This window comes from Kitasatospora sp. NPDC004272, assembly GCF_053603035.1.
The window spans coordinates 1-12,725 of the sequence record NZ_JBSGET010000063.1 but is presented as its reverse complement, the minus strand read 5'-3'; the positions used below and the strand labels follow the sequence as shown (position 1 = coordinate 12,725).

At 75.1% G+C, this 12,725-nt stretch carries 10 protein-coding genes; 4 read left to right on the top strand and 6 right to left on the bottom strand.

Going from position 1 to position 12,725, the window contains the following annotated elements; translation table 11 throughout:
* Positions 1-173: 173 nt before the first annotated feature.
* Positions 174-2,588 (bottom strand): ATP-binding protein, encoded by a 2,415-nt coding sequence (locus ACWEO5_RS20375; RefSeq protein WP_452163703.1) that lies wholly within the window; start codon positions 2,586-2,588, stop codon positions 174-176.
* 276 nt (positions 2,589-2,864) lie between these two features.
* Between ACWEO5_RS20375 and ACWEO5_RS20370 the strand changes: the two genes are divergently transcribed.
* Positions 2,865-3,002 (top strand): hypothetical protein, encoded by a 138-nt coding sequence (locus ACWEO5_RS20370; protein WP_452163702.1) that lies wholly within the window; start codon positions 2,865-2,867, stop codon positions 3,000-3,002.
* Here ACWEO5_RS20370 and ACWEO5_RS20365 read toward each other — a convergent pair.
* Both ACWEO5_RS20365 and ACWEO5_RS20360 read right to left on the bottom strand, forming a co-directional pair.
* On the bottom strand, positions 2,968-5,271 hold the full coding sequence (locus ACWEO5_RS20365) for an FdhF/YdeP family oxidoreductase (RefSeq protein WP_452163701.1): 2,304 nt from the start codon (positions 5,269-5,271) through the stop codon (positions 2,968-2,970). The genes ACWEO5_RS20370 and ACWEO5_RS20365 overlap by 35 nt on opposite strands.
* A 253-nt stretch (positions 5,272-5,524) precedes the next feature.
* Positions 5,525-6,103, bottom strand: a complete 579-nt coding sequence (locus tag ACWEO5_RS20360; RefSeq protein ID WP_452163700.1) for a TetR/AcrR family transcriptional regulator — start codon at positions 6,101-6,103, stop codon at positions 5,525-5,527.
* Between the two features lie 97 nt (positions 6,104-6,200).
* On the opposite strand from ACWEO5_RS20360, the gene ACWEO5_RS20355 reads away from it, so the two are divergent.
* The 3 genes from ACWEO5_RS20355 (at position 6,201) to ACWEO5_RS20345 (ending at position 8,276) form a co-directional block, all read left to right on the top strand.
* Positions 6,201-6,587, top strand: coding sequence for a nuclear transport factor 2 family protein (locus ACWEO5_RS20355; RefSeq protein WP_452163698.1), 387 nt, complete (start codon positions 6,201-6,203; stop codon positions 6,585-6,587).
* Positions 6,584-7,618: a zinc-dependent alcohol dehydrogenase family protein gene (locus ACWEO5_RS20350; protein WP_452163697.1), complete on the top strand. Its 1,035-nt coding sequence runs from the start codon at positions 6,584-6,586 to the stop codon at positions 7,616-7,618. The genes ACWEO5_RS20355 and ACWEO5_RS20350 overlap by 4 nt, the downstream gene beginning before the upstream one ends.
* A 157-nt stretch (positions 7,619-7,775) precedes the next feature.
* Positions 7,776-8,276, top strand: coding sequence for a peptidylprolyl isomerase (locus ACWEO5_RS20345; RefSeq protein ID WP_452163696.1), 501 nt, complete (start codon positions 7,776-7,778; stop codon positions 8,274-8,276).
* 75 nt (positions 8,277-8,351) lie between these two features.
* On the opposite strand, the gene ACWEO5_RS20340 is transcribed toward ACWEO5_RS20345, so the two are convergent.
* Genes ACWEO5_RS20340 through ACWEO5_RS20330 form a run of 3 tightly spaced genes read right to left on the bottom strand, consistent with a single transcriptional unit; the run spans position 8,352 to position 12,654 of the window.
* Positions 8,352-10,832, bottom strand: a complete 2,481-nt coding sequence (locus ACWEO5_RS20340; RefSeq protein WP_452163695.1) for a glycoside hydrolase family 3 C-terminal domain-containing protein — start codon at positions 10,830-10,832, stop codon at positions 8,352-8,354.
* Entirely contained in the window at positions 10,829-11,695 is an 867-nt protein-coding gene (locus ACWEO5_RS20335) for a carbohydrate ABC transporter permease (protein ID WP_452163694.1), read from the bottom strand. The genes ACWEO5_RS20340 and ACWEO5_RS20335 overlap by 4 nt, the downstream gene beginning before the upstream one ends.
* The gene (locus ACWEO5_RS20330; RefSeq protein WP_344558415.1) at positions 11,692-12,654 is read right to left on the bottom strand and encodes a carbohydrate ABC transporter permease; all 963 of its coding nucleotides are present in this window, start codon (positions 12,652-12,654) and stop codon (positions 11,692-11,694) included. The genes ACWEO5_RS20335 and ACWEO5_RS20330 overlap by 4 nt, the downstream gene beginning before the upstream one ends.
* Between the last annotated feature and the right edge of the window lie 71 nt (positions 12,655-12,725).

The window sequence follows — 12,725 nt, the reverse complement described above, 5'->3', positions numbered from 1 at the left end:
AGATTGGTTCAGACCATACGCATTGTCAAGTTCCCGACCGGTAACTGTGGTTGGCCGCAGATCGAGCCCGGCCGGGTGGCGGGTCGGTTCCGGCTACGGCCGCGACCGCGGCTACGACTGCGACCGCGACCACGACCGCAGCCACGACCACGGCCCGGGGACGCCGCACCCCGTCACAGCCGGTACCAGTGCCGGCGGGACTGCTCCGGCACCCGCGCCTCCCCCGGGGCCACGGGTTTCGCGGCAGCCGGCGCCAGGACGGCCGGGGCCGGTGCCAGGACGGCCGGCGCCGCCGCCACCGGGGCCGCCGGCTCCGCCCCGGGCAGCGGCAGGACGGGCGGCCGCCCCCCGGCGTCCGCCGGCCCGGCCGGCGCCTCCTGCCGGCCCGGCACCGCCTCCTCCGGACGCCCCAGCGCCACCAGGGCGTGGCCCAACTGCTCCAGGACGCGCTCCCGGGCCCGGCGGTCACCGGAGGCGTCGTGCAGCTCCAGCGCCCGCCGCAGGCAGCCCACCGCCTGCGGCAGCCGCCCCAACGCCCGGTACACGGTGCCCAGGTGGAGCAGCGCCAGGCCCTCGGTGCGCGGGTCGGGGCCGGCGGGGCGCAGCGAGAGCCCCTCCAGTAGGAAGCGCTCCGCGTCCGCCAGCCGCCCCAGCCGCAGCGAGGCGTCCCCCAGGTTGGTCAGGGTCACCCGCTCCACCCAGCGGTGGCCGACCGTCCGGGCCAGCGGCAGGGCCGGCTCCAGCAGCTCCAGGGCCTCCGCCGCCCGCCCCCGGCCCAGGACCAGCTCCGCCAGGTTGTTGCGCGCCGCGCACTCGCTCTCCGGGTCCGCGCCCCCGTCCGCGCAGCGCTCCAGCGCCCGCCGCAGGTGGATCTCCGCCTCCACCGGCCGCCCCGCGTGCAGCTGCGCCGTGCCCAGCAGCGCCAGCGACGCCGTCAGGGCCCGCGGATCGGGGCTGCCGGCCGCCGCCGCCACGGCTATCCGGGCCGCGTTCAGCCACTGCGCCCGGTGGTGCCGCCGGTGGAAGAACGACCACAGCGCGAACGGCAGCTGCCAGGCCGCGGGCGGCCGCCCCGCCTGCGCCGCGTGCCGGATCACCGACAGCAGGTCCGCCAGGTGCGCCTCGCACCAGGCCACCGCCTCCTCGGCCGCCCCGAACACCGGCGGCCGCACCCCCGGCAGCGGCGCCGCCCCCGCCGGACGGGCCCCCGGCTCCAGCAGCCGCCCGGCCGCGTCCGCACCCTGCCGGTACCAGTCGTACAGCCGGTCCAGCGCCGCCGCCCGGTCCCGCGGCGAGTCCCGGCCCTCCGCCAGCTCCCGCCCGTACACCTGCAGCAGCGAGTGGAAGCGGTACCGCTCCGGCGCCTCCAGCTCCAGCAGGTGCACGTCCGCCAGCACGTCCAGCAGCTCGTGCGCGTTGCCCGCGGTGGTGCCCAGCAGCGCCGCCGCGCTCTCCGCGGTCAGCCCCGCCCCCGGGTGCAGCGCCAGCAGCCGGAACGCCCGGGCCGGCTCCGGCGCCAGCGCCCGGTACGACCAGGAGAACACCGTCCGCAGCGCCGAGTCGCCGTCGTCCGCCGCCGCCAGCACGTGCAGCCGGGTGCGGTCCGAACGCAGCTCCTCGTTGACCCGGGCCAGCGTCAGGCCCGGCCGGGACAGCGCCCGTTCGGCCGCCACCAGCAGCGCCAGCGGCAACCGCCCGCAGCGCAGCACCAGTTCGCGGGCCGCCGCCGGGTCCGCGTCCACCCGCTCCGGGCCCAGCGTGCGGCGCAGCAGCTCCACCGCCCGCTCCGGCGGCAGCGGGGCCAGCGTCACCCGGCGCGCCCCGTCCCGCACCACCAGGCCCGCCATCCTGGTCCGGCTGGTCACCAGCACCAGGCAGCCCGGCGCACCCGGCAGCAGCGGACGGACCTGGGCGGGCGCCGCCGCGTTGTCCAGCACCAGCAGCACCCGCCGCTCGGCCAGCAGGGTGCGCAGCAGCGCGCTGCGCTCCGGCACCCGGGGCGGGATCGCCCCCGGGTCGGCGCCCAGCGCCCGCAGGAAACCGTCCAGCACCTCGCCCGGCTCCCGGGGCGCGCCCGAACTGCCGTGCCCCGCCAGGTCGCTGAACAGCACCCCGTCCGGGAACCGGTCGCGCACCCGGTGCGCCCACCGGACCACCAGCGCGGTCTTGCCGATGCCGCCCATCCCGTCCACCACCCACACCCGCGGGCCGCCCTCGCCCCAGCGCGGCCGGGCCGCCGCCAGCGCCCCGTCCAGCTCGGCCAGCGCCTCCTCCCGGCCCGCGAACACCCCGGGCGCCGGGGGCAGTTGCACCGGGACCGCGATCGGCGCGGCCGGGGCGACGGGGCTGCCGGGGCTGCCGGGGGCGGTCGCCGAGGGGGCGGCCGGGGCGGCGTCCGGCGGGCCCAGCAGCTCCGGAGCCACCCCCAGCGCCCGGGCGCAGGCCGCCGCCAGCAGCTCGTGGCCGGGCCGCCGACCGGTCTCCACCCGGCTCAGGTAGCTCTTGCTGTAACTGGTCGCCCGGGCGAGCTCCGCGAGGGAGAGCCCGCGCTCCTCCCGCAGCGCCCGCAGCCGCTCGCCGAACTTCACGGCCCCGGCCCCCACTCTCCTGATCCGCCGTCACTGCCCCCGTGCGGTGCCGCGGGTGTTGCCACCCGTCGCCTGTCAACGGGCAACACCTTGCCGGTGCCCCGTGCGAACCCGAAGGATGGAGGCGGTGCCAGGCCCGCAGCACGCCGCGCGCCAGCCTAGTCCGTCGCCGGGGAAGCGACGGACGGGCCGTCCACCGGAACCGACCAGGCCAGCGGAGTGCGATGCCGGAAAACCCCCGCCCCGAACCCCCCGCCGGCCGAGTACGAGGAGGCGGTGCGCGCCACCTCGTACCAGGCGCACGTGGAACTGCGCGCGCAGGCCGACCGGATCGCCCCCGTCGAGGCGCCCGACGGCTTCCGGCCCCTGCTCGGCCCGCTCAGGGGCCGGCGGCGGCAGCTCCGGCGGCGGTGACCGTCACCTTGAGGTGCTTCATGATCGGCTGGTCGCTCTGCGTGCTGTAGTCGCCGATCGCGCACAGCACGTTCATCTCCGGCATGTAGCCCGCCGCGCAGCCCCGGGGCAGGTCGTACGGGACGGCGAGGTAGCCGTGCAGGGTGCGGGTCGAGCCGTCCCGGGCGGTGGCGGTGACGTCCACCGGGTCGAACTCGGCGAGGTGCCGCTCGCGCATGTCCTGGCGGTTCATGAACACCAGCGTGCGCAGGTTCTTCACGCCCCGGTAGCGGTCGTCGTCCGAGTAGATCGTGGTGTTCCACTGGTCGTGCGAGCGCATCGTGCCCAGCGCCAGCGTCCCCGGCTCGGGCAGTACGTCCGGCAGCGGCGCGGCGGAGAACTCGGCCCGGCCCGACGGCGTCAGGAACACCAGCTCGCGGGCGGGCTGCCGGATCCGGAAGCCCAGCGGCAGGCGCACCCGCCGGTTGAAGTCCTCGAAGCCGTCCAGCACCTTCTCCATGGTGTCGCGGATCCGGTCGTAGTCCTCGACGTACCACTCCCAGGGCGTCCGGCTGCCCGGCAGCGCCGCCCGGGCCAGGCCCGCGATGATCGCCGGCTCGGAGAGCAGCTGCCGGGAGGCCGGCTTCTTCCGCATCCCCACCGACAGGTGCACCATGCTCATCGAGTCCTCCACCGAGGCGGCCTGCACCCCGCCGCGCTGCCGGTCCTGCTCGGTGCGGCCCAGGCAGGGCAGGATCAGCGCCCGCCGCCCGTGCACCAGGTGACTGCGGTTCAGCTTCGTCGACACGTGCACCGTCAGCTCGCAGCGCGACAGCGCCCCGTACGTGTAGGCGGTGTCCGGCGCGGCCAGCGCGAAGTTGCCGCCCATCCCGACGAACACCTTCACCTCGCCGCGGGCCATCGCCCGGATCACCCCGACGGTGTCCAGCCCGTGCGCGCGCGGCGCGTCGATCCCGCAGACCCGCGAGAGCCGGTCCAGGAACTCCGGCGCCGGACGGTGGTCGATCCCGCAGGTCCGGTTGCCCTGCACGTTGGAGTGCCCGCGCACCGGCGACGGGCCGGCGCCCTCCCGGCCCAGGTTGCCGCGCAGCAGCAGCACGTTGACGATCTCCCGGACGGTGTCCACCCCGTGCTCGTGCTGGGTGACGCCCAGGCACCAGGAGAAGATCGACCGGTCCGCCTCCCGGTACACCCGGGCCGCCGCCAGCAACTGCGGCCGGCTCAGGCCGCTCTGCCGCTCCAGCTCCTCCCAGGGCGTCCGCTCCACCAGCTCCCGGTACTCGGCGAACCCGGTGGTGTACCGCTCGACGAACTGCTCGTCCAGCGCCTTCGGGTCGTGCGCCGACTGCTCCAGCACCGCCTTGGCGATGCCCCGCAGCAGCGCCATGTCCCCGCCGATCCGCACCTGCAGGTTCAGGCTGCCGGTGGACGTCGCCCGCCCCAGCGCCATGTTCCCGAACTCGTGCGGCACGATGGTGCGGGTCGCCGCCGCCTCCACCAGCGGGTTGACGTGCACCACCTTCGCCCCGCGCCGGGTCGCGTCGGCCAGCGCGGTCAGCATCCGCGGCGCGTTGGACGCCGCGTTGACGCCCAGGACGAACAGCGCGTCCGCCGCCTCCCAGTCGCGCAGGTCGGCCGTCCCCTTGTTCGTCCCGATCGACGCCGTCAGCGCCCGCCCGGACGCCTCGTGGCACATGTTCGAACAGTCCGGCAGGTTGTTGGTGCCCAGCTCACGGGCCATCAACTGGTACAGGAACGAAGCCTCGTTGCCCAGGCGCCCCGAGGTGTAGAACGCCGCCTCGTTCGGGTCGTCCAGGCCGCGCACCACCTCGCCGAACAGGTCGAAGGCGCGCTGCCAGTCGATCGGGACGTACCGGTCGGTGTCCGGGTCGTAGACCATCGGCTCGGTGAGGCGCCCCCGGTCCTCCAGCGCGAAGTCGCTCCACCCCGACAGCTCGGAGACGGTGTGCGCGGCGAAGAACTCCCGCCCCACCCGCTTGCCCGTCATCTCCCAGGTGACGTGCTTGATCCCGTTCTCGCAGATGTCCAGGTGCAGGCCCTTGTAGTCGTCCGGCCAGGCGCACCCCGGACAGTCGAACCCGCCGTTCTCGTGGTTCATCCGCAACACCGCCCGGGGCCCCTCCACCCACTCCCCGGTCGCGGCCAGCACCTTCGCCACGCTCTTCGCCGCCCCCCACCCGGCCGCCGGGTGCCGGTACGGCTCGAACGACGGCGGCGCCGACGGCTCCGCCCCCACACTCGGTTCCACCTGCGGTTCTTCGGCAGCGGTCACGGCACGCCTCCCGGCTCTCGGGCACTCCACACGGCAACGGAACCCCCATCGTGCCCACCGCCCGCCCGCCCGCGCCCCACCGCCGCGCCGGGCGGGTGGCACCCGGCGCGGCGATGGGCCTCAGCTCAGGTCGTGGTCGCCCAACCGCTCCGTCAACGGCGTGACCGGGCCGAGCGGGGTGCAGACCCGGTCGGTGATCGAACGCATGTGCTTCCCCCGGCGGCGGCCCTCAGCGGGCGCCGGGCGCCTGTCCGACGACCTGCTCGGCGAGTTCGCGGGCGGCTGTCGCCGGGCTGGTCCCGGGGCGGGTCGCGCCGGCGGCGAGTACGCCGTCGACCAGCAGCAGCAACTGGTCGCCGGCGGCGGCGGGCCGGGGGTGGCCGAGGCGGGCGAGTTCGGCGGCGAACAGGGCGGCGACGTGCTCGCGGTACTCGCGGGTGACGGCGTGGCCGGGGTGCTCGGGGTCGGCGAGGGCGAGGTCGGCGGCGAGGTAGCGGCAGCCGCGGAAGTCGTCCTGGGCGATGACCGCGCCGATCCGGTCGAAGACCGCCAGCAGCCGGGCCCGCGGGTCGTCGCCGGCGGCGTCCATGGTCCGCCGGTAGTGGGCTTCGTCCTCGGCGGCGCTGCGCCGCAGCACCTCGGTGATCAGGCCGTCCTTGCCGCCGAAGTGCTCGTACAGCGAGCGGCGGGCGACGCCCGCGCCCTTGAGCAGCGCGTCCACCCCGACGCCCATGCCGTGCCGGTACGTCAACTCCTGGGCGGTGTCGAGGAGGCGCTGGCGGGGGCCGGGTTCGGTGCGGGTGCTCATGGGTTCCAGGGTGCCAGCGGTTGACCGGTAGATCAACCGGTCTATATATTCACGGCCGACAGCGATAGACCGACTGTTCTATCTACGAGGAGCCCCCGTGTCATCCCGCACCACCACGGACGTGATCGACCGCTTCAACCTCGCCTTCGTCCGCCACGACCCCGACCTGCTCGACGACCTGGTCGCCGAGGACTGCGTGATGGAGTCCGTCCGGCCCGCGCCCGACGGCACCCGGGTCACCGGCCGCGCCGACTGCCTCGCCTTCTGGCGCACCCTCGCCGCCGACCGCGCCACCCGCTTCGAACCCGGCGAGGTGGTGGTGACGGGGGAGCGGGCCACCATCCGCTGGCGCTACCACTTCGGCACCGGCCCGCACGGCCACGTCAGCGGCGTCAACCTGATGCGGATCGCCGACGGACTGATCGTCGAAGCCCTCGGCTTCACCAAGTCCGGCGAACTCCCGCTCGCCACGGACGCCGCGTGAACGCCCCCGCGCGGATGCGCAGCTACCACGTCGACAGCGGCGCCGGCCTCGACGGCCTCACCCTGCGCGAGCACCCCGTTCCCGCGCCCGGACCGGGCCAGGTCCTGGTCGCGGTCCGGGCCGTCTCGCCCAGCTACCGCGACCTGCTGATCCTCGACGGCCGGTACGTGCTCCCCGTCCGGCCCGACGTCGTACCCGTCGCGGAAGGCGCGGGCGAGGTCGTCGCGCTCGGGCCCGGCACCGGCACCGTCGCGGTCGGCGACCGGGTGACGGCGTCGCTCTTCCCCAGCTGGCAGGACGGCCCGTTCGGCCCGCAGCACCTACCGCAACTCGGCGGCACGCTGGACGGGCTGCTCACCGAGTACGCGCTGCTCGACGAGCACGCGCTCGTCCCGGTGCCCGCGCACCTCTCGTACGCCGAGGCGGCGACCCTGCCCTGCGTCGCCGTGACCGCGTGGAACGCGCTGACCGGCGACGGCGGCCTGCGCCCCGGCCAGACCGTGGTCACCCAGGGCACGGGCGGGGTGTCGCTGTTCGCCCTGCAACTCGCGCGGGCGCTCGGCGCCCGGGTGGTCGCCACCACCGGCGCGCCGGCCAAGGCCGCGCGGCTGGCCGCGCTCGGGGCGGACCTGGTGGTCGACCGCCGCGCCGAACCGGACTGGCCCGCCGCCGTCCGCGAGGCCACCGGCGGCGCCGGCGCGGACCGGGTGGTCGACGTGGTCGGCCGGCTCGACGAGTCGGTGCGCGCCGTCGCCCTCGGCGGGCACATCGCGATGGTCGGCTTCCGCTCGGAGACCGCCCCGCCGATCGACGCCCGGCGGCTCTTCGCCTCCGGCGCGGTCCTGCGGCCGGTCGCGGTCGGCAGCCGCGCGCAGTTCCGCGCCCTCAACGAGATCGTCGAGCAGCACCGGATCCGCCCGGTGATCGACCGGTCCTTCCCCTTCGACCGGGCCGTGGACGCCTTCCGGCACTACGCCTCCGGCTCGGCCTTCGGCAAGGTGGTGATCGAACTGCCACCCCCGGCGGCCTGAGGCCGCTCCGCCAGCGCGTGCAGATGCCGCCGGTACCCTCCGCCCGGCGCGGTCGCGCGGGGTGGCGGGGCGGGGAGCGCGCCGGGGGCTGCGACAATGGGCGGCGACGATCTTCGCGTCGACGCATCGGACGCAGCAGACAGACAGTGAGGTTGCCTTGTCCAAGGTCAAGCTGAGCACCAATCACGGCGACATCGTGATCCGGCTGGACGCCGAGAAGGCCCCGGCCACGGTCGCGAACTTCCTGCAGTACGTGCAGGACGGCTTCTACAGCGGCACCGTCTTCCACCGGGTCATCGACGACTTCATGGTGCAGGGCGGCGGCATGGAGCCGGGCCTGCGCCGCAAGGAGACCCGCGCCCCGATCCAGAACGAGGCCGACAACGGGCTGAAGAACAACCGGTACACCGTCGCGATGGCCCGCACCGCGGACCCGCACTCGGCCACCGCCCAGTTCTTCATCAACGTCGCGGACAACGCCTTCCTCGACCACACCGCCAAGAGCGGCCCGGGCTGGGGCTACGCCGTGTTCGGCGAGGTCGTCGAGGGCCGGGAGGTGGTGGACGAGATCAAGTCGGTGCCCACCGGCTCCAAGGGCGGCCACGCGGACGTCCCCAAGGAGGACGTGCTGCTGGTCTCCGCCGAGGTCGTGGAGTAGGGACCGCCGCGGAGCGCGCCCGGCCCCGACCCCGGGGGAGCGGGGCCGGGGCCGGGCACGCGGGGCGCGGCGGCCTCAGTCCACCGACAGGGCCGCCGCCAGCGGCAGTTCGCCGCAGTTCGGGCCGGCCCGCAGGACGAAGGTGCCCGGCTCGGTCAGCCAGGCGTGCTCCGCCACCGACCAGTGCTCCAGGGCGCGGCCCGGCAGCACCAGCTCCACCTCGACCTGCTCGCCCGGCCCCGCCTCGGCGGCGCCGAACCCGGCCAGCCAGCGCACCGGACGGTCCAGCTCCGAACCCGGCCGGGACAGGTACAGCTGCACCGTCTCCCGGGAGCGGCGCGGCCCGTCGTTGCGCAGCACCACCCGCACCGTGCGCGAGCCGTCCGCCGCCGGGGCCGAGGGCGCGCCCAGCTCCAGGTAGCTCCACTCGCCCCAGCCCAGCCCGTGCCCGAACCAGTACGCGGGGGTGCGGCCGGCCCGCAGCCAGCCGCGGTGGCCCAGGTGCAGGCCCTCCGCGTACTCCAGCCGCCCGTCCTCCGGGGCGGTCGAGTACACCGGGCAGTCCTCCTCGGCGTCCGGCCAGGTGGTGGGCAGCCGCCCGCCCGGCTCGGCCAGGCCCAGCAGCACCTCGGCCAGCGCGTCGCCGCCCTCCTGACCGGGGAACCAGCAGGTCAGCACCGCGCCGACCCGCTCGCGCCAGGGCAGCAGCACCGGGCTGCCGGTGTTCACCACCACCACCGTGCGCGGGTTCACCGCCGCGACCGCCGCCACCAGCTCGTCCTGGCGGCCCGGCAGCCGCAGGCCGGCCCGGTCGAAGCCCTCGCTCTCGTGCTCGTCCGTGGTGCCGACCACCACCACCGCGACGTCCGCCGCCGCGGCCAGCTCCACCGCGTGCGCGAACTCCCGCTCCAGCTCGGCCTCCGGCTGGTCGGCGGCCAGCACCAGCACCCGCCCGTGCGGCTCCTCCACCGTCCGCCGGGCCAGCAGCTCCACCTCCTGGCCCTCCGCCAGCTCCAGCTCGACCTGCCGGAACGAGGGCGACACGTGCAGGTACGTCGGGTCGTCCGAGAGCGGCTCGACGTACTCCTCCAGCAGCACCTTCCCGTCCGCCTCCAGCCGCAGCGCGCCCAGGCCCACCACGCCCAGGCGCCAGCGGCCCGCGGACGGCGCGGTGAACCGGGTCGCCACCTCGATGGTGCGCACCGGCGCCAGGTCGACCTCCGCGGACGGCTCCAGCACCCGCCCGGTCGAACGGGCCTCGGCGTGCACCACCGAGCCGTCGGCCGCCAGGTAGCGCACCAGCACGCCCGGCGCCGAACCGTCCGGCAGCACGCAGTCCGCGGCCGCCAGCGGCGTCGGGCGCAGGTTGGTGCGCACCCCCGGCGCGTGCACCACCTCCACGGCCGGGTCCAGCGCGGCGCGCAGGCCGTTCAGCGGCGAGACCGGCGCGGCCGGGAACACCGAGGCGCTGCCGCCGCCCTGCACCCGGGCCGTCGCCGCGTTCGGACCGAGCACCGCGACCCGGCGCAGCGCCGCGGTGTCCAGCGGCAGCAGCCGCTGCGGGTTGTGCAGCAGCACGGTGCCCGCGACGGCCGCCGCCCGCAGCGCGCCCCGGGTCACCGGGTCGGTCGGCACCGGCGCCTGCCCGCCCGCGGCCGGCGGGTCGAACGCGCCGACCCGCCCGGCGAGCCGCAGCAGCCGCTCCACCTTGTCGTCCAGCGCCGCCGCCGGCACCCGGCCGGCCCGCACCGCCGCGGCCAGCGCCGCGCCCCAGGCCGGGTTCGGCCCCGGCATCGACAGGTCGCACGCCGCCGCGCCCGGCCCGTCCGCGTCGTGCACCGAACCCCAGTCGGACACCACCAGGCCGTCGAAGCCCCACTCGCCCTTCAACGGCTCGGCCAGCAGCGGGTGTTCGACCATCCACGTCCCGTTGACCCGGTTGTACGCCGACATCACCGCCCACACCCCGGCCCGCACCGCCGCCTCGAACGGCGCCAGGTACACCTCGCGCAGCGTCCGCGCGTCCACCCGGGCGTCCACCGTCAGCCGGTCGGTCTCCGAGTCGTTGGCCACGTAGTGCTTGGCCGTCGCCGCGACCCCGCGCGCCTGCACGCCCGCGATGTACGCCGCCCCGATCCGGGCGGTCAGCAGCGGGTCCTCCGAGAAGCACTCGAAGTTGCGCCCGCCCAGCGGCGAGCGGTGCAGGTTCAGCGTCGGCGCCAGCACCACGTGCACGTTCTTGCGCCGCGCCTCCGCCGCCAGCAGCCCGCCCATCCTGGCCACCAGCCCCTCGTCCCAGGACGCGGCCAGCGCGGTCGCGCACGGCAGCAGCAGCGCCGTGTCCGTCTCGTCCCACCGCTCGCCGCGCACCCCCACCGGCCCGTCCGAACAGACCACCGGGTACATCCCGACGGCCGGCTCCCCACTGGTGCGGAAGGTGTCCCCACCGGAGACCAGCCGGGCCTTCTGCTCCAGGTCGAGCACCCGGTGGTCCGCGGGGGGCGCCGACTTCGGTGCGCTGGAAGTGAGTTGAGGTGACATGGAGAGCTGGGTCATCCCTTCGTGGCTCCTTGCATGATGCCGTCGATGATCTGGCGGCCCATCAGGAGGAATGCGACGAGAACGGGCGCGCTGGCGACCAGGGCGCCGGTGAGGACGAGCGAGTAGTCCTTGATGTAGCCGCTGGCCAGCTCGGAGAGGGTGAGCTGGACGGTGGGGTTCTGCTGGGTCATGACGACCTTGGGCCAGTAGAAGTCGTTCCAGGCGGCCATGAAGGTGAGCATGCCCAGGACGCTCATCGCGGGGCGGGCGGCGGGCAGCACGACGTGCCAGACCAGGCCGCGGGTGGTGCAGCCGTCCATCCGGCCGGCGTCGAGGAGTTCGTCGGGGACGGCGCCGATCAGGTACTGGCGCATGAAGAACAGGCCGAAGGCGTTCGCGGCGGCGGGGACGATCAGCGCCTGGAGGTGGTCGGCCCAGTGGAACCAGTTGGCCATCATGATGTAGAGCGGGATGATGCCCAGCTGGGTGGGGACCATCATGGTGGCGACCACCGAGGCGAGCAGCGGGCCCCGGCCGCGGAAACGCAGCTTGGCGAAGGCGAAGCCGCCCAGGGTGCTGGTCAGGACCACGCTGACGGTGACGGTGGTGGCCACGATCAGCGAGTTGACCATCGCCAGCCGCAGGTCGGTCTGGGCGAACACCTGGGTGATGTTGTGCCAGAGCCGGCCGCCGGGCAGCAGCACCGGGGGCATCCGGTGGATCTCGGTGTTGGAGCGGGAGGCCGCGACCAGCGTCCAGTAGAGCGGGAAGAGCGAGAGCAGCACGGCGACGCCGAGGACGATGTAGACGCCGCGTCCGGCGGTCAGCTGCCGGGTGCTCTTGGCCCGGCGGCGCCGGGGCAGGGCGGGGGTGGTCATTCGGCACCTCGCATCCGGCGCGCGGCCAGGAAGTTGACGACCGCGACCAGCACGATCAGCAGGAACATCGCCCAGGAGATCGCCGCGCCGTAGCCGTACTTGAAGCGGCCCCAGAACTGGTTGTACGAGTACAGGGCCAGGGTCTGGAACTGGTGCTGGGAGCCGCCGGTGGTCGGGTCCTGCTGCTGGCTGAACAGCATCGGCTCGCCGAACAGCTGGAGCGCGCCGATGGTGGAGACGATGACGGTGAACAGGATGGTCGGCCGCAGCATCGGGATGGTGATGGAGCGGAACTGCCGCCAGCGGCTCGCCCCGTCCAGCGCGGCGGCCTCGTACAGCTCGAACGGCACCGACTGCATCGCGGCCAGGTAGAGCAGCGCGTTGTAGCCCGTCCAGCGCCAGGTGACGATCGCGGCGATCGCCGACCAGGAGGAGAGGGTGCCGGCCTGCCAGTCGATGTGGTCGACGCCGAACAGCGACAGGAACCAGTTGACCATGCCGAAGTCGCGGCCGAACAGCTGGACGAAGATCAGCGTGACGGCGGCCACCGAGGTGACGTTGGGCAGCAGGACGCCCAGGCGCATCAGGGTGCGGCCGCGCATCCGGTAGTTGAGCAGGTGGGCCAGGCCGAGCGCGAGCAGCAGCTGCGGGACGGTGGCCAGCACGCCGATGCCCAGGGTGTTCTTGACGGCGTTCCAGAAGAACGGGTCGTCCAGCAGCTTGCGGTAGTTCTCCAGGCCGACCCACTGGCCCTCGCTGCCGGGGCGGTCGGCCCGCCAGGCGGTGAACGAGACGTAGCCGGTGTACAGCATCGGGAACAGGCCGAAGACGCCGAAGACCACGAAGAACGGCGAGAGGTACAGGTAGGGCGAGACGGTGCGGTCGAGCCGGTGCCAGCGGTGGCCGGCGGTGCGGGCGGGGGCGCGGGCGCCGCGGGCGGCGGCGGTCGATGCGGCCAAGGGGAGCTCCCAGGGGCGGGGACGGGGCGGGGCGGGTGGCGCGGTGCCGGGAGATCGGAAGAGCGTCGGGG